At 68.3% G+C, this 16,795-nt stretch carries 16 protein-coding genes and 1 pseudogene; 12 read left to right on the top strand and 5 right to left on the bottom strand.

Annotated elements, in window-relative coordinates; genetic code table 11:
• Positions 1 to 4: 4 nt before the first annotated feature.
• Positions 5 to 676, bottom strand: coding sequence for a flagellar basal body P-ring formation chaperone FlgA (gene flgA, locus PotMrB4_RS16740; RefSeq protein WP_172433976.1), 672 nt, complete (start codon positions 674 to 676; stop codon positions 5 to 7).
• Positions 677 to 881: 205 nt separating this feature from the next.
• On the opposite strand from flgA, the gene flgB reads away from it, so the two are divergent.
• From flgB to PotMrB4_RS16680, 12 genes are read left to right on the top strand one after another with little or no spacing between them, the layout of a single operon-like run.
• On the top strand, positions 882 to 1,241 hold the full coding sequence (gene flgB, locus PotMrB4_RS16735; RefSeq protein WP_044407025.1) for a flagellar basal body rod protein FlgB: 360 nt from the start codon (positions 882 to 884) through the stop codon (positions 1,239 to 1,241).
• 2 nt (positions 1,242 to 1,243) lie between these two features.
• Positions 1,244 to 1,672 carry a flagellar basal body rod protein FlgC gene (gene flgC, locus PotMrB4_RS16730; protein WP_044407022.1) on the top strand — a complete coding sequence of 143 codons (429 nt, stop codon included), beginning with the start codon at positions 1,244 to 1,246 and terminating at the stop codon, positions 1,670 to 1,672.
• Positions 1,672 to 2,331, top strand: coding sequence for a flagellar hook capping FlgD N-terminal domain-containing protein (locus tag PotMrB4_RS16725; protein WP_172433975.1), 660 nt, complete (start codon positions 1,672 to 1,674; stop codon positions 2,329 to 2,331). The genes flgC and PotMrB4_RS16725 overlap by 1 nt, the downstream gene beginning before the upstream one ends.
• A gap of 20 nt (positions 2,332 to 2,351) precedes the next feature.
• Complete coding sequence (gene flgE / locus PotMrB4_RS16720; protein WP_172433974.1) at positions 2,352 to 3,536, top strand: flagellar hook protein FlgE; 1,185 nt, start codon at positions 2,352 to 2,354, stop codon at positions 3,534 to 3,536.
• 10 nt (positions 3,537 to 3,546) lie between these two features.
• On the top strand, positions 3,547 to 4,278 hold the full coding sequence (locus PotMrB4_RS16715; RefSeq protein WP_172433973.1) for a flagellar basal body rod protein FlgF: 732 nt from the start codon (positions 3,547 to 3,549) through the stop codon (positions 4,276 to 4,278).
• Positions 4,279 to 4,309: 31 nt separating this feature from the next.
• Complete coding sequence (gene flgG, locus PotMrB4_RS16710) at positions 4,310 to 5,095, top strand: flagellar basal-body rod protein FlgG (protein ID WP_044407011.1); 786 nt, start codon at positions 4,310 to 4,312, stop codon at positions 5,093 to 5,095.
• Between the two features lie 8 nt (positions 5,096 to 5,103).
• Entirely contained in the window at positions 5,104 to 5,775 is a 672-nt protein-coding gene (flgH, locus tag PotMrB4_RS16705; RefSeq protein WP_172435104.1) for a flagellar basal body L-ring protein FlgH, read from the top strand.
• Positions 5,776 to 5,787: 12 nt separating this feature from the next.
• Positions 5,788 to 6,891, top strand: a complete 1,104-nt coding sequence (locus PotMrB4_RS16700; protein ID WP_044407008.1) for a flagellar basal body P-ring protein FlgI — start codon at positions 5,788 to 5,790, stop codon at positions 6,889 to 6,891.
• Positions 6,892 to 6,900: 9 nt separating this feature from the next.
• Positions 6,901 to 7,875, top strand: a complete 975-nt coding sequence (locus tag PotMrB4_RS16695) for a lytic transglycosylase domain-containing protein (protein ID WP_172433972.1) — start codon at positions 6,901 to 6,903, stop codon at positions 7,873 to 7,875.
• Positions 7,872 to 9,236, top strand: coding sequence for a flagellar hook-associated protein FlgK (flgK, locus tag PotMrB4_RS16690; protein ID WP_172433971.1), 1,365 nt, complete (start codon positions 7,872 to 7,874; stop codon positions 9,234 to 9,236). Before PotMrB4_RS16695 ends, flgK begins: the two co-directional genes overlap by 4 nt.
• Positions 9,237 to 9,246: 10 nt before the next feature.
• Entirely contained in the window at positions 9,247 to 10,161 is a 915-nt protein-coding gene (gene flgL, locus PotMrB4_RS16685) for a flagellar hook-associated protein FlgL (protein ID WP_044407002.1), read from the top strand.
• 13 nt (positions 10,162 to 10,174) lie between these two features.
• The gene (locus tag PotMrB4_RS16680) at positions 10,175 to 11,215 is read left to right on the top strand and encodes a hypothetical protein (RefSeq protein ID WP_172433970.1); all 1,041 of its coding nucleotides are present in this window, start codon (positions 10,175 to 10,177) and stop codon (positions 11,213 to 11,215) included.
• A 142-nt stretch (positions 11,216 to 11,357) separates the two neighbouring features.
• Here the strand turns inward: PotMrB4_RS16680 and PotMrB4_RS16675 are convergent.
• From PotMrB4_RS16675 to tssI, 4 genes and pseudogenes are all read right to left on the bottom strand, one after another.
• Positions 11,358 to 11,872 (bottom strand): annotated as a pseudogene (locus PotMrB4_RS16675) (DUF2931 family protein).
• Between the two features lie 113 nt (positions 11,873 to 11,985).
• Positions 11,986 to 12,312, bottom strand: a complete 327-nt coding sequence (locus tag PotMrB4_RS16670) for a hypothetical protein (RefSeq protein ID WP_172433969.1) — start codon at positions 12,310 to 12,312, stop codon at positions 11,986 to 11,988.
• A gap of 54 nt (positions 12,313 to 12,366) precedes the next feature.
• On the bottom strand, positions 12,367 to 12,879 hold the full coding sequence (locus tag PotMrB4_RS16665; protein WP_330592421.1) for a DUF2931 family protein: 513 nt from the start codon (positions 12,877 to 12,879) through the stop codon (positions 12,367 to 12,369).
• A 110-nt stretch (positions 12,880 to 12,989) separates the two neighbouring features.
• Positions 12,990 to 16,538, bottom strand: a complete 3,549-nt coding sequence (gene tssI, locus PotMrB4_RS16660; protein WP_172433967.1) for a type VI secretion system tip protein TssI/VgrG — start codon at positions 16,536 to 16,538, stop codon at positions 12,990 to 12,992.
• Positions 16,539 to 16,795 lie beyond the last annotated feature (257 nt).

Below are 16,795 nucleotides of genomic sequence, written 5' to 3'. Positions count from 1 at the left end.
GCGCTCAGGGCAGTTGCACCTGCCCCGGGCCCGTCACCTTCGCCTCCAGCGGCTTGCGGCTGGAGGTGTTGCGCAGCTTGATGCGCTCGCCCTGGCGGCCATCCTCCAGCGCCTCGGCCTCCACCGAGGCGTTCAGCCCGCCCACCGCCGCCACCACCGTCACCCGCTGCCCACGCCGCACCAGCACCGGCGGCGCCAGGCTCGCCGGGCCGATCACCTGGCCCGCGCGCAGGCTGCGCCGGGCGCTCTGGCCGACCACCTCTGCCGGGGTCTGGTAGAAGCCCCGGCGCAGGCGCTCCAGCGGCATGACCTTGCGCTCCAGCTGGCGCGCCTCCAGCGTCGCGTTGCGCTCGATGGCGACGCGGCTGACCAGCACCGGCAGGCGCACGCTGGCCTGGCTCACCACCACCCGCTGCCAGCCTTCCGGGCATTTCACCCGGTAGCGCTGGCGTGCCAGCGGGTTGGGCAGGGTCGCTTCCGCCGTCACTGACAGAGGCCCGCTGCAGGGCTTAAGCGACGCGGTTTCTCCCAGCACCTGGCTTTCCAGTGTGTGCTCCAGGCCTTGCCAACCCTTGCTGAGTGCGAGCGCATCGAGGCGCGCGTCCTGCTGCTGGGCGACCGCCTCCAGCACCTGGCTGGCGACCTTGGTGTCGGCTTGGCTACAGGGCGCGCCCACGCCCGCGAGCACGAGGAAGAGGGCGGAAGCGAGCCTTCCCGCGCGGGCACGGGTGGCGTTCGAAAGCGGAAGCCCGGGACGATTCTGGTTGGCTGATGAGTTCATTCAACTGACTGAAAAACAAGAGGATTTTAGGGTGTGCTCGAACCCGGCACGCTTCCTGCGATAGGGCATCCGTCCCCATCCGTGTGGAGGCCGAGGGCCCATGAGTATACGAATCGAAGACAGTCTGAGGGTTCACGCCCAGGCGCTGGAATTGCGCATGCAGCGCAGCGAAATCCTCTCGTCGAACCTGGCGAACGAGTCCACCCCCGGCTTCCGGGCCCGGGATTTCGACTTCGCCGAGCAGATGCGCCAGGGCGCCGAGTACCGCCTGCCGGGCCTGGAGGACCAGGCACCGAGGTTGAAGTACCGCGTGCCGTTCAACCCCTCCCTGGATGGCAACAGCGTGGAGCAGGGCGTGGAGCAGGCGGAATTTTCCCGCAACGCCATGGATTTCCAGACGAGCCTGACCTTTCTCACCATGAAGTTCCGAGGCCTGAAGCAGGCCATCGAGGGCCGTTGACCATGTCCTTCGACGCCATCTACCGCATCGCCGGCTCGGCCATGAACGCCCAGACCGTGCGCCTCAACACCATCGCCAGCAACCTGGCCAACGTCGAATCCGCCGCCGGCAGCCGCGAGGCCGTGTACCGGCCGCGCAAGCCGCTGTTCGCCGCCATCTACGAGAACGGCGAGCTGTCCCGTCCCGCGGGCCTGGGCGGCGCCCGGGTGCAGGTGCTGGACGTGATCGCCAGCCAGGCCGAGCCGCGCCGGCGCTACGAGCCCGGCAGCCCGCTGGCCGACCGCGACGGCTACGTGTTCTACCCGGACGTGAACCCCATCGAGGAGATGACCGACATGCTCTCCGCCTCGCGCGGCTTCGAGACCAACGTCGAGGTCCTCAACCGCGTCAAGAGCATGCAGCAAGGCCTGTTGCGCCTGGGAGAAGCCTGATGAACCGCATCGACAACGAAACCGCCAGCCGCACCCCGGCCGGTCGCGAGGTGCAGGCCAACCCGGCCTTCGACCTGCGCGACGTGGCCCAGATGGAGAACACCTTCATCACCCTCATGAGCGCGCAGATCCAGAACCAGGACCCGACCAACCCCGCCGACAGCAGCCAGTACATCAACCAGTACGCCAACCTCGCCCAGGTGCGCAGCATGGCCAACCTGACCCGGGTCGCCCAGGGCAGCCTGGTGCTGGTGGACAACCTGCAGACCCTCACCGCCGCCGGGCTGGTGGGCCAGCAGGTCAAGGTCGCCAGCGACAGCGTGACCCTCGCCGGCCGCGTGATCGAAGGCGAGATACGCCTCACATCCCCCTCGGGCAGCACCCAGCTGGAGCTGGTCAGCGAGAGCGGCCGGCGCACCACGCTGCAGCTCGGCCCCCAGCAGCCCGGCCGCGTGCCCGTGCGCATCGACCCCGCCGCCCTCGGCCTGCCGGAGGGCCGCTACCGCCTGGAGGTGCGCACCGACAGCGGCGAGATGCCGCCGGTGGAGCTGGCCGGCCGCGTGGTGCAGGTCCGCACCAGCGCCACCGGCCCGCTGCTGGAGGTGGCGGGCCTTGGCCAAGTGCCCTTCTACAACGTCGTCGAATTCGGCGGCGCCTGATCGTCCCTGTGAGGTAGACCATGAGCTTCAACATCGCCCTGACCGGGCTGAATGCGGTGAACCAGCACCTGAACGCCGTCAGCCACAACATCGCCAACTCCGCCACCACCGGCTTCAAGTCCTCCCGTGCCGAGTTCGCCAGCCTGTATTCCTCCGGCCAACCCATGGGCGTGGAGGTGCAGGCGGTGACCCAGAGCATCAGCCTGCGCGGCTCCATCAACGCCAGCGGCCGTGACCTGGACCTGGCCATCGGCGGGGGCGGCTTCTTCATCACCCGCAGCGCCGGTGGCGAGACCCGCTACACCCGCGCCGGCATGTTCGGTACCGACGAGCAGGGCTACCTGACGGCGGGCAGTGGCCGGCTGCAGGGCTACCCGGTGGATGCGGCCGGCGTGTTGCAGGCGGGCGTGCTGGGTGACCTGCAGCAGAAGACCGGCAACCTGCCGGCCCAGGCCAGCAACCGGGTGGACTTCGCCGCCAACCTCGATGCCAACGCCACCCCGCCCAAGGTCACCCCCTTCGACCCGAGCAACCCGGACACCTACACCTGCACCCAGACCACGCCGGTGTATGACTCCCAGGGGAAAAAGCACAGCCTCACGCAGTACTTCATCAACACCGGCAGCAACCAGTGGGACGTGCGCTACTTCATCGACGGTGCCGGTGTTGGTCCCGCCCAGCCCCTGAGCTTCAGCACCAGCGGCACCCTGGCCGCCCCCGTGGGGCCGGTGACCATCACCCACCCACTGCCCGGCGTCGAGCCGCTGAACCTGGCCCTCAGCTACGCCGGTTCCACCCAGTACGGCTCGCCCTTCGTCATCGGCACCAACCGCGCCAACGGCTATGCCACCGGCGAGCGCACCGGCATGGCGGTGGAGAAGGACGGGCGCCTCTACGCCACCTTCAGCAATGGCCAGCGCCTGCTGGAAGGCCAGCTGGTGCTGGCGGGCTTCACCAACCCCGGTGGGCTGGCCAACCAGAACGGCACCAGCTGGAGCGAGACCAGCGCCTCCGGCACGCCGCTGCTGGGCACGCCCAACAGCGGCCAGTTCGGCCCCATCAGCAGCAAGGCCCTGGAGGGCTCCAACGTCGACCTCACCCGCGAGCTGGTGGGGCTGATGGAAGGGCAGCGCAACTACCAGGCCAACACCAAGGTGGTGAGCACCAACAAGGAACTCATCCAGGCGCTGTTCGCCGCCGTCTGAGGAACACGCCATGGACCGACTGGGCTACACCGCCATGACCGCCGCGTACCGCACCCAGGCCGCCCTGGACGTACGCGCCAACAACCTCGCCAACGTCAGCACCCCGGGGTTCCGCGCCGACCTGGAGCGGGCCGAGGCCGTGGAGGTGCCGGGCACCGGCTACGCCAGCCGCCACCTCGCCCGGCTGCAGCCGAGCGGCCTCGACCTCAACCCCGGCCCGCTGATGGCCACCGGGCGCGACCTGGACCTGGCCATTCGCGGCCCCGGCCTGATCGCCGTGCAACTGGAGGACGGCCGCGAGGCCTACACCCGCCAGGGCAGCCTGGCCGTGGACGCCGAAGGCCGCCTGAGCCTCGGCGGCCGGCCGGTGCTGGGGGACGGCGGCCCGCTGCAGCTGCCCCCCTACGACCGGCTGTCCATCGGCAGTGACGGCACCGTCTCGATCCAGCCGCGCGGCGATTACCTGATGGCCGAGGTCGGCCGCATCAAGCGCGTCGACATCCCCGCCGCCGGCCTGCGCAAGGACGCCACCGGCCTGCTTGTGACCGTCGATGGCACCCCGGCCGCCGACAGCGAGACGGTGCAACTGGCCGCCGGCTACCTGGAGGGCAGCAACGTCTCGGCGATCGAGCAGCTCACCGGCACCCTCGGCCTCAGCCGCCTGTTCGAGATCCAGGTGAAGCTGCTCAAGGCCGCCGACGACCTCGCCGCCAACGGCAACCGCATGATCCGCGGCGCCTGAGCGCGCCGCCCCCCCACCAAGGAGAACCCCCATGAGTTCCGCCCTCTGGGTCAGCAAGACCGGGCTCGCCGCCCAGGACACCGCCCTGGCGGCGGTGGCCAACAACCTGGCCAACGTCAATACCGTCGGCTTCAAGAGCGACCGCGTGGTCTTCGAGGACCTGTTCTACGCCATCGAACTGCCCCCCGGCGCCCAGGCCGACCAGGTCAACACCGTGCCCTCGGGCATCCAGCTCGGCAGCGGGGTGCGCGTGGCCGGCACGCAGAAAGTGTTCACCGAAGGCAACATGCAGCCCACCGGCCAGCCGATGGACCTGGCCATCGTCGGGCCCGGCTTCTTCCAGGTGGAATCGCCCAACGGCGAGACCTGGTACACCGAGAACGGCCAATTGCAGCTCAACGGCGAGGGCATGCTGGTGACAGCCCAGGGCCTGCCGTTGCTGCCGGCCATCCAGGTGCCCGCCGGGGCCACCCAGTTCACCGTCAGCCGCGACGGCCTGGTCACCGCCGTGCTCCCCGGGGCCGCCCAGCCCAGCGAGCTGGGGCAGATCATGCTCGCCAACTTCACCAACCCCGGCGGCCTGGAGGCCCTGGGCGGCAACCTCTACAAGGAAACGGTGGCCAGCGGCGAGGCAGTGGAGGGCGTCGCCGGCCAGGAGGGCCTCGGCGACATCAAGCAGAAGGTGCTCGAAGGCTCCAACGTGCAGGTGGTGGAGGCCATGGTCAGCATGATCGCCATCCAGCGTGCCTACGAGGCCAACGCCAAGGTGCTGGATGCCGCCTCCGGCATGCAGCAGTTCCTGAACCAGACCGTATGAACACCGTGATGCGCGTCCTGCTGTTGCTGCTGCTGCTCATCGCGATGCTGGTCTCGGGTGGCTGCCAGAGCGCCCGCGAGCTGCTGCCCGACGAGGACTCCTCCGCCTTCCAGCCGCCGGAGCTGGACTACGCCCGGCAGCCGGCCACCTCCGGCGGGCTGTTCCGGTCCGGCTACGGCGGCTCGCTGCTGCGCGACAAGCGCGCCATCGGCGTCGGCGACATCGTCACCGTGGTGCTGGACGAGTCCACCCAGTCCAGCAAGAGCGCGGGCACCAGCTTCGACAAGAGTTCCTCGCTGAACATCCCCCTGCCGACCCTGCGCAACCGGCCCTACAACCGGCTGAACAACCAGGCCAGTGCCGAGCGCGACTTCTCCGGCTCGGCCAAGAGTTCCCAGCAGAACACCTTGCGCGGCGCCATCGCCGTGACCGTGCACCGGGTGCTGCCGGGCGGGGTGCTGCTGGTCAAGGGCGAGAAGGCCCTGCGGCTCAACCAGGGTGACGAGTACATCCGCCTCACCGGCCTGGTGCGCATCGACGACATCGACCGCGACAACCGCGTGTCCTCCCAGCAGGTGGCCAACGCGCGGATCTCCTACGCCGGGCGTGGCGTGCTCAACGACAGCAACAGCGCCGGCTGGCTGACCCGCTTCTTCACCTCCCCCCTGTTCCCCCTCTAACGGAGTGCCCCCATGCGCATCCCTGCCACCCTGTTGCTCGGCCTGCTCGGGCTCGCCTGGCAACCCGCCAGCCTCGGCGTCCCGCTGATGGACCTGGTGGACGTCGAAGGCGTTCGCGACAACCAGCTGCTCGGCTACGGCCTGGTGGTGGGGCTCGACGGTACCGGCGACAAGAACCAGGTGAAGTTCACCAACCAGTCGGTGGCCAACATGGTCAAGCAGTTCGGCATCAACCTGCCGCCGGGCACCGACCCCAAGCTGAAGAACGCCGCTGCGGTGATGGTCACCGCCAGCGTACCGCCCGGCTACGGGCCGGGGCAGACCCTGGACGTGACCGTGTCGTCCCTCGGGGATGCCAAGAGCCTGCGCGGCGGGCTGCTGCTGATGACGCCGCTGCAGGGCATCGACGGCGAGGTCTACGCCGTGGCCCAGGGCAACCTGCTGGTGGGCGGCATCAAGGCCGAAGGCCAGAGCGGTTCCAGCGTCACCCTCAACAGCCCCACCTCCGGGCTGATCCCCAATGGCGCCAGCCTGGAGCGCAGCATCCCCAGCGACTTCGCCGAGCGCCCCGAGGTGCTGCTGAGCTTGCGCGAGCCCGGCTTCCAGAGCGTCAGCCGGGTGGTGGAGTCGCTCAACCAGACGTTCGGCGACAACACCGCCAGTGCCCTGTCCTCGGCGCGGGTGGCCGTGCGCGCGCCGGTATCCGCCAGCGCCCGGATGGCCTTCATGGCACAGCTCGAAGAACTGGAAGTGGACCCCGGTCGGACCCGGCCCAAGGTGGTCTTCAACAGCCGCACCGGCACCGTGGTGGTGGGGCAGGGGGTGCGGGTCAAGGCCGCCGCCGTGGCCCACGGCACCCTCAGCGTGACCATCAGCGAGAACCCCCAGGTCAGCCAGCCGGCGCCGCTCTCCGGCGGGCAGACCACGGTCACCCCCAACTCCGAGGTGGACGTGGAGCAGCAGACCAATCCGATGTTCAAGTGGCCCGAAGGCACCACCCTGGAAAGCATCATCGACACCGTCAACCGCCTGGGCGCCACCCCCGACGACATCATGACCATCCTCCAGGCGCTGCAGCGCGCGGGGGCCCTGAACGCCGAACTGGTGGTGATCTGAGGAGGCCCCATGGCATCGACCCTTCCCCCTTCGCTGACGCTGCGGGCCGGCCGGGACCTGAACCCGGCCCGTGCACCGCGCAGCCAGCTGCAGGCCGCCTCGGAGGACTTCGAGGCGCTGTTCCTCCAGCAACTGCTCAAGGAGATGCGCAAGGCCGGCGATGTGCTGTCCGAAGGCAACCCCCTGCGCAGCCGCCAGCTCGACACCCTGCGCGACCTGCATGACGAGGCCCTGGCCCGGCACCTGGCCGGCAGCGGCCAGGCCGGCATCGCCGGGCTGCTGGTCAGCCAGCTCGGCGGCGAGCCGCCCGAGCCCGGCGCAGTGCCTGCTGCACCGGCCGGGCACCTGCCGCCCCCCATGCCGACCCCGGCGCAACCTGCCCGCAGCCGGGCCATGGGCACCTGGCTGGCGGGGGCCGCCGGGCTCGCCGCCAGCGCTGCCACGCCGCTGTCGACCCTGGCCCGGGGCAGCGCAGGGCTCCGCGCACTGGTGGGCAGCGTGGTCCGTCACGAGTCCGCCGGCGACGCGCGAGCGGTCTCGGCCAAGGGCGCCCTGGGCCTGATGCAGCTGATGCCGGACACCGCCCGGGACATGGCCCAGGCCCTGGGGCTGCCGTTCGACCCGCAGCGCCTGCTGGACGACCCCGGCTACAACCTGCGCCTGGGGCGCGCCTACCTGGAGCAGTTGCTGGCGCGCTACGACCAGCAGCCGGCCCTTGCCCTGGCTGCCTACAACGCCGGGCCCGGCCGGGTGGACGAGTGGCTGCAGCGCTTCGGCGACCCGCGCCTGGGCGAGGTGTCCACCGAGGCCTGGGTGGAGTCCATCCCCTTCGCCGAGACCCGCGCCTACACCCGCAGCATCCTCCGCGACCTTAACGGCCCGAGCCGGCCGGTCGCCCCTTCTCCCGTAAGAGGCAGCCCGCCGGCCCATTCGGCGGCCTTCGCCCCCAGCATCCGAACCGGGCACGAGGAGAACGACGCGTGAGCCTGATCAGCCAGATCGCCCTGACCGGCCTGCAGGCGAGCCAGATCGCCCTGGCCGCCACGGCGCAGAACACCGCCAACCGCAACACCGCCGGCTACAGCCGCCTGGACCCGGTGCTGCAGTCGCGGGTCGGGCAGGGCACCTCCCCGGGCGCCGGCGTCGACGTGGCCGCCATCCGCCGCATCGCCGATGCCTTCCAGAACCGCCAGCTGTGGCGCGCCGGTGCCGAGCAGCAGCTGCAGGCGGGGGCACGGCCCTACTTCCAGGCCGTGGAAAGCCTCCTGGCGGGCGAGGGCTCCAACATCAGCAAGGGCCTCGACCAGTTCTTCGCCGCCGTCAGCGAGGCCAGCGCCACCCCGTCGTCCCAGGCCCTGCGCCAGCAGTTGCTGACCGAGGCGGGCAACCTCGCGCAACGCTTCAACAGCCTTTCCAACGGGCTCCAGGCCCAGCTCGACGGCCTGGCTGCCCAGCGCGAGGCGGTGGTGGTGGGCATCAACGCGCTCACCGCCAACCTGGCCCTGATGAATCGCCGCATCACCGAGGCGAAGGCCGTGGGCGGCGACATCGCCACCCTGCAGGACCACCGCGACGAGATGGTCAAGGCGCTCGGCCAGCATGTACGCCTGCAGGTCCGCGAGAGCGCCGAGGGTGCCTACGACATCGCCCTGGACAGCGGCCAGCCGCTGGTGATCGGCGGCACCTCCAGCCGGTTGGAGGTGGTGCGCGACGGTGATGGCCGCCAGCGCATCGAACTGCAGTTCGCCACCACCCGTGCCGGCCTGTCCCCCAACGGCCTGGGCGGCACCCTGGGGGCGCTGCAGACCAGCGAAACGCAGCTGCTGCGGCCCAAGCAGGCGTTGCTGCGGGAAATGGCCGGAGCTTTCGCCAGCCGCGTCAACGACGTGCTCACCACCGGCTATGACCGCAACGGCGACCCGGGCCAGCCCCTGTTCCGCCACCAGCCGGGCAGCATCAGCCAGCTGCTGGTGCTGACCGGGATCACCCCTGACCAGTTGGCGTTTTCCGACACCCCCGGTGAGACCGGCAACAACCGCACCCTGCTGGCGCTGTTCGAAGTGCGCCGCCAGCCGGTGCAGCTCGGTGGCTCGTCCACCACCTTCAACGAGGCCTACGCCGGCCTGCTCGGCCAGGTGGCCAGCGCCAGCCGGCAGAACCAGGACGACCTTGCCGCCGCCATCCAGGTCACCCGGCAGGCCCAGGCACTGCGCGACGGCACCAGCGCCGTCAACGACGACGAAGAGGCCGCCAACCTGATCGCCTACCAGCAGGCCTACCAGGCCAACATGAAGGTGATCGCCACTGCCAACACCCTGTTCGACGCCATGCTGGCGAGCTTCTGAGGAGATCCCCATGCGTGTCACCAATGCCCAGACCCGCGCACTGATGGGCGAAGCGCTCAACCGCAACGGCCTGGAAGTGGGGCGGCTGATGCAGCAGGTCTCCAGCAACCGGCGCATCCTGCAGCCCTCCGACGACCCCATCGCCAGCGTCCGCCTGCTGCGCAACGCGCGGGAGGAGGCGGGCCTGGCCCAGTACCGGCTCAACATCGGCAGCGTCTCCTCCAGCCTCGGCGCCCAGGAGACCCAGCTGCGCTCGACCTCGAATGCCTTGCTCAGCATCCGCGACATGCTGCTCTGGGCTCGCAACGGCACCCACTCCGAACAGGACCTGGGCGCCATCGCCGGGGAGATGAAGACGCTGGAAGGCCTGCTGGCCAACCTGCTCAACAGCCGCGACGAGTCCGGGCGCTACCTGTTCTCCGGCACCCGCATCGACCAGCCGGCCCTGCTGCAGGACCCGGCCACCGGGCGCTACAGCCCCGGCGGCAATGCCGGCGTACGCCAGGCCGTGGTGGGCAGCGGCGTGCTGCTGGACGAGAACGTCACGCTGCTGGCCATGCTCGGCCCCGACCTGCCGGTGCTCAATGGCCTGCACGCGTTGCAGCAGGCCTTCCTCGCCCCCGGCATGCAGAGCGGCGACCCGGCCCTGGTGAAGCAGACCGGTGAGCTGCTGGATGTGCTCGACCGCAGCCTCGACGGCGTGCTCGCCGCCATCACCGAACTGGGAGGGCGGCAGGGCACCCTGGACCTGCTCACCCAGGCCAACGAGGACCGCTCGCTGGTCAACCAGCGGCTCGAGTACGACCTTTCCCACCTGGACTACCCCAGCGCCACGCTTGACCTGGAGAACTACAAGCTGTCGATCAAGGCCAGCCAGAAGACCTACCTGGCGATCCAGGACCTGTCCCTGTTCAACCTGCTCTGACCGAGGCCGAACCATGAAGGTCGACCCCACCGCACTCTCACCCACCACATTGCCGCCCCCCCGTGAGCGGCAGCAGACGCCGGCAGCCCAGCCCACCAGCGCCCCGTCGCGCACGGTGGCGCCCGACCGTCCGACGCCGCGCAGCCCGGCCCAGCGCTCGCCCGGCAAACCGTCCAGCTTCAACCTGCAGCTCAACCAGCAACTGAGCCAGATGCAGGCCGCTGACCAGTACCTGGGCGAGCTGGCCGGACGCCTCGACCACCTCAAGCTCAACCTCGGCCGCGAACTGGCCGCCTCGCGCCCCGCCGACCGCGAAACCCTGCGCCAGGCCACCCGCGAGGTGAATGCCCTGCTGCAGCAACGCGGTGCGCGCACCGCGCAGTCCCTGGACGCCGACCTGCGGCTGCGCCTTGGCGAGCCCGTGCGCAGCCGCTTCCGCCTGGAGGGGCTGGACTCCCTGGAGGCCATCCGCGCCGCCGGCCGCGAAACCCTGGTGTTCAGCTTCACCCGTCAGCCGGGCGAAGCCCTGGCCGTGGCCCTGGATGAAGGGCTGGCCCCGGAACAGGTGCTGCGCCGCTTCAACCAGGGCCTCGGCGCCGCCGGCCTGCGCGCCGAGCTGGACAGCGACGGCGCCCTGCGCTTCAGCGCCCCCGAAGCCCAGTGGCGCACCCTGCAGGACCAGTTGCAGGTGCAAGGGGAGGGCGGCCTGTTCCCCCGCGAGCGGCGTGGCCTGGCCAGCCGTGAAGAGGGCCTGCAGGCCCTGTCTGAACCCCTCGGGCAAAGCCCCCGGGAACTGCGCAGCCTGCTCGACTCCGTGCTCGGCGTGCTGGAGCGCATCGACACCCTGCGCGACCAACTGGCCCAGCGGCAGGAGGACATCCGCGAATTCCTCGCCCAGGCCGAAGCCCGGGACGAACGCCAATGGGCCCAGGCCTTCGCCCGCTCCCTGTACGACCTGATGGGCCAGGGCCCGAACGCCTACGGCGCACTCGCCCAGGCCGTGATCGCCCAGGCCCAGCTCTCGCGCTTCACCGTGGTCAGCCTGCTGGCCTGAGGTTGCTCCTTGCCCGCCCCGGTGTCTGAGCCGCTCCGGGTGCGGGCTTTTTTCATCCCGTGGAAAGGGCAGTCACCTGGGTAGCGGTGTGGGGCGAAGGTCAGGGAGGCAGCGATGGCTGGAGGGCGGCAGCAGGGGCGGGTTACCAGGAGTCATAGGGAATGCCGTGCTCTTTGATATAGGCGTTGCTCGCAGGCTCCAACTCAGGCCAGGCGTATTTCCCGCCCGTCTGCCCCTGACTCGGTCCCTTGCGTTCGACTACCCCAACGAAACGGCCGATTTCCTTACCTTTGAGGCAGGGCCCTCCCACCCAGACCTTGACGATGCCCCCAGGTGCCAGACCGATGGAGATGGCTTTGCGGTATTGGATTTCCTCCTCGGTGGAATGGACGCAGACCGTACGCTGGGGCTTGACCATCTCGTCCCGTACCCACTGCGGGATAGTGATGCGCAACTTGTAGACTTGGGGTTCACCAGGGATTGCCAGCGCACGAAGATGAGGTTGGACAGGTCAACGTTGTTGACGGGCATGGAACCGGCGCCGCCTTGCCACCAGCCTGCCGTTTTCGCACCGTAGCTCGCCACTCCGCCATACACCCCCTCGAAGGCCAGGTTGCGCCTATTGACCACATCCACACTTTCCACCCAGACCTCCATATGACGGGGTGCTCCTACGCCGATGTACCAAGTGGGATAGGGCAGGCGTGGGGTGTTTCCGGCACAGCCGCTCAGCGGCAGGAGCAACAGCAGGGCGATCAATAGGCGCAATGTCATTCCGGGTAACCCTCTTGAGGCCGTTGGTTGTAGGCCAGCCGTTGATTGGCCGGCTTGCTGAGCAGCAGACCGGCAGTTGGCACCCAGTGGGCGGAGGTGTGGATATAGCGCCCCATTAGGTGACGCTCCTCCTCGTGGGTCAGACGGTTGCTGGCACCCTTGGCGTAGGCGAGCAGCTTTTCAGCAATGGGGACGAGGTCATCGGGCAGTTGGAATGCCGCTTCTGCGGGTAGCGCTCTCAGCGGTACTTCGAACTTCACTGCCGCTTCATGTATGGCCCGCAGGGCCATCTTGGACAGGTCGCCGTAGACTTTGCGATCCATGGCCACGGCGACACTTCGGCTTGGCGGGCTGGCTGCGACCGAAGGGGGAATGTCTTACCAGGAGTCATACGGAATCCCGTGCTGCTCGATGTAGGCGCGTGCAGCTGCGCTTGGCTTCAGAGTGAAGTGTCCTCCTCGGTCCCCTTTGTGCGTGCCCCTGGGTTCGACTACACCAACGAAACGGCCGACTTCCTTGAAGGGCAGGCAAGCCCCTCCTACCCAAACCTTGACTATGCCTCCCGGCGCTAGGCCAATGCTGATCATCTTGCGGTAGCTGGTATCGACTTGCTTGGTGACAGAGCAGTACTCGGCCCGTGGAGCGAGCATTTCTTCCCGTACCCACTCCGGGATATCAATGCGCAACTTGTAAACCTGGGGTTCCACCAGGGATTGCCAGCGCACGAAGATGATGTTGGGCAGGTCGACGTTGTTGACCGGCTTCATGGCCCCCCCGCCACTCCACCAGCCTTCTGTCTTTGCCGCATAGCCCACCACTCCGCTATACACGCGCTCAAAGGCCAGGTTGCGGCGATCAACCACATCCATACTTTCGACCCTGGCCTCCATATACCGTGGGGCGCCTGCGCCGATGTACCAGGTGGGATAGGGGAGCTTAGGGCCGCCACTCGCACAGCCACTCAGCGGCAGCAGTAGGAGTGCGATCAGTAGACGTAATGTCATTCCGGGTAACCCTCTTGAGGTCGTTGGTTGTAGGCCAGCCGTTGATTGGCCGGTTTGTTGAGCAGCAGACCGGCAGTTGGCACCCAGTGGGCGGAGGTGTGGATGTAGCGGCCCAGCAGGTGGCGTTCTTCTTCCGAGGTCAGGTGACTGCTGGCACCACGGGCGTAGGCGAGCAGCTTGTCAGCAATGGGGGCAAGGTCCTCCGGCAGAGTAAAACGCGAGTCGCTGTCATCAATCGGCTCTAAAGGCACCTCGTGTTTCAGTGCCGCTTCATGCATGGCCCGCAGCGCCACTTTCGACAGGTCGCCGTAGACCGTGCGGTCCATGGCCACGGCGACCATCCAGCGCTCGCTGGGCACCATGCCCCGTTCATGCTTGGGCTGGGCCGCGCGCCAGGCGATGGGGCTCAGCTCGCCGCTGCCTGGCAGGCCACGGCCCATGAGGCGGTCGGCTTCCCGCAGGGCCTGTTGCCAGGCGCGGCTGTGCTCCAGGGGGCGCCGGGGCGTGACCACGGCGACTTCCGGCTTCGTGAGCAACAGGCGCTCGGTCTGCTGCGGACGGTAGCCGCCGCCGATATTGGAGTGGACGCCCGGCAGTGCCAGCTCCTCATGCCCTGGGAACACGCGGTTGAGGGCGAACTGCCAGCGCTTTTCATCCCGTGCGGTGATGTGCAGCACCTTGCGGGCGCAGCCGGCCGGCAGGTAGAGGTTGACGCCTGGGTTGTAGTCGTTGACCGAAAAGTCGCCCTTGAGCGGGGCGTTGATGGCGGCCACGGTGTCGAACAGCCCGATGAAGTTGATCTGCACATCCCGGGCCCAGTCGAAATCCGCCGGCAGGCCGAGGCGGGCGGGCCCGAGTACCTGGGCCAGCACACCGCCCTCGGGCTTGAGCACTTCGTTGGCGAAGTGCCGTGCGGAGGCTGCGCCCCGGCTGAAGCCGAAGATGTCGAATTCGAGCCGGATGACCGAGACCGCCGGATTTTTTGAAAGGAAGAGTGTTACTTGCTCGGCAATGGCGCTGGGACTTTGTTGGACCCGGGCGGTTACACCCGACGAACCCTGGCCGGTGGCCTGGCTATAGAGATTGTCCCGGCTGCCACTCTCGGTGCCGATGCCTTCGAGATAGACCTTGATGGCACCTCGTTGGGAATCGGCGGGCATCTGGTCGGCAGTGTTGTCGGTATACAGGTCATACAAGAACGCCACATTGCTAGCCGCATTGCCGTAGCTGTTGTCCGGCGCCGTTTCGAACAGCCCCTCCGGGCTCATGTCCTTGAAGCCGTAGCGTTTGCAGTGCTCGACCAGGCTGTCGAAGCTCTGCGCGTCGTACAGCTCGCGGTCGTCGCGCTGGCACTGGGCGGTGAGGGCGGAGTTGCCGAGGTTGTTGCCGGTGCCGTCGAAGAACAGGCCGATGCGCAGGGTGATGCCGGTTTCCGTGGCTTCCAGCTCCTCTTCTTCCTCCTCCTCTTCCAGCTCGGCGGCCTCCTGCAGGCGCTTGGCCAGCGCCGAGGGTTGCGCCGTGTTGAGGCGGTTGCCGGCCATGGCCAGGGCGGCGGAGGCCGGCAGCCAGGGGCCGAGGGCTTTCAGGCCGCTGCCCTTGCCCGGCGCCCCGCCTGCGTTGAGCTTGGCCAGCGGGCCGCTGACGGTGATGCCGCCGGGGTCGAGCTTGATGAAGCTGCCGCCGGCCTGGAGGGTCAGTTCCATGCCGGCTTCGATCACCAGCTTCTGCCCGGCCTTGAGGTGGATTTCCTGCCCGGCTTCCACGAGCCGGTTGCTGCCGATGCGGATGTGCTGCTCGTTGCCCACGGTGAGGTGGTCATCCAGCTTCAGTTCGGTCTTGCGGTCCTTGTGCAGGGTGTGGTGCTGCTCGCCTAGGAATTCGCTGTAGACGCTGCCTTCGACGCGGTCGTGGCGTTGGTTCCCGACGCGGATCTTCTGGTCGTGTTCGATGTTTTCGTCCCAGTCGCGCTGGGCGTGGATGTAGATCTGCTCCTGGCCCTTGCGGTCTTCGATGCGCAGTTCGTTGTAGCCGCCGCCACCGGGGCTGCTGTCGGTCTTGAGCAGGGTGCGGGTCTTGTTTGCAGGGAGTTCGTAGGGCGGTTGGTGGACGCCGTGGTAGAGGCAGCCGGTGACGAGGGGTTGGTCGGGGTCGCCTTCAAGGAAGGTGACGAGGACTTCCATGCCGATGCGGGGGATGGCGATGGCGCCGTAGGCATTGCCGGCCCAGCTGCTGGCGACCCGGAGCCAGCAGCTGGTGTGTTCGTCGGCCTGGCCTTCGCGGTCCCAGTGGAACTGGACCTTGATGCGGCCATGGCGGTCGCAGTGGATTTCTTCGCCCTTTGGGCCGGTGACGACGGCGGTCTGGCTGCCGAGGATGCGCGGTTTGGGGTGGTTGAGGTCGGGGCGGGCAGGCACGTCCCAGGGGATGGCCTGGAAGCGGTTGCGGTAGCCCTGTTTGAAGTCGCTGTCGGACTGTGAAGCCGAAAGCCCGAGCGCTTGGGTGGCAGTGTTGCGCAGGGTGTCGATGGCGCTGTCGAGGCTGGCGAATTCTTCCAGTACCTGGGGCTGCTTGCCTTCGTGGTGGAGGGCGGTGATCAGCCAGAGGTCGTTCCATTCCGGTTTGGGGTGGTCGGAGAGGTTGAGGAGGTGGCCGCTGACCAGGCGCGGTTCGTCGCTGTCGCCGTCGGCGAGGCGGTAGTCACGACGGTGGCGTTCCTGGGCCTGGCGGGCGAGGCGGCGGCCGCGATCACGGTCGGTGAAGCGGCCGGGGTAGTCGTAGTCTTCGAGGTCCGGTTGAGGGAGGTCGTCCAGGGGGGTGTGGGCGGCTTCCATCAGCAGTCTGGGCTTTTCGAAGAAGTAGTCGCGGCGGGTGACGCGCAGGGTGCGGGCTTCCATCCGCAGGCCGAAGCGTTTGATGACGGGTTCGTCGGCGACCTGGCCGGTGTTGGCGACATAGGCGACGGGGCGGCCGAGTTTGGGGAAGGCGCTGGCGTCTTCGCCGAAGACCAGCAGGTGGCCATCGGGTTGATGTTCGAAGTGGAAGTGCAGGCCCTCTTCTTCGCAAAGGCGGCTGATGAAGTGCAGGTCGCTTTCGTCGTACTGGGTGCAGTAGTCGCGCGGTGGCGGTGCCTTGGGGCCGAGGCGGAAGTGGTAGGCGTCGGCGAGGATGCCGTGGTCTTCGAGGACCTGGCCGATGATCTGCGGGACGCTCAGGTGCTGGAAGATGCGCTGGTTGTGGCGCAGGGCGAGGTAGGCGAGCCGGGGGACGAGGGTGAGGTGGTAGTGGGTGAGGCGGTTGCCGATCTCGCCGACGGCGGTGCCGAAGACCTGCCCATGGACGCCGCGCCCGTCGGGGGTGAAGGCGAGGAAGGCGGGTTTGTGCAGGAGGCTTTCGAGGTCGAGGCGGCTGCGCTCGCTGACCAGTTCGATGTCGAAACGGAAGGGCTGGTTGAGGGCTTCGTGCCCGGTGAAGGCAAGGACCTTGAAGTCAGGGTCGGCGCCTTCGATATCGAGGCTGAAGTGCGCCTGGTTGGCGGGGTTGAACATGCGGGGCTCCGTCCATTGGAACTGGGAGGACGGAGCCTGACAGCTTGTATTAAGACGGTTCCATCAGGCGCTTCCGGGCATCGGGTAGGCAAAGCAGCCAGCGGGTCGCCGTCTTGTCGTATGGGGTGCGTCGACGCATGGGCTCATCCCGTGCCCGATGGGAAACGAGGGGAAGCCCGCGTTCCTCAAGCCTGTGCTCGCGCCGTCTCCGGCTTCCTCTGGAAAGGGCTGAAAGCCCCGTGATCCGTGGCTTTCAG

The organism is Metapseudomonas otitidis (assembly GCF_011397855.1).
In the GTDB taxonomy this organism is placed as follows: domain Bacteria; phylum Pseudomonadota; class Gammaproteobacteria; order Pseudomonadales; family Pseudomonadaceae; genus Metapseudomonas; species Metapseudomonas otitidis.
The sequence above is the reverse complement of the archived record's forward strand: the minus strand, read 5'-3'. Positions and strand labels throughout refer to the sequence as shown.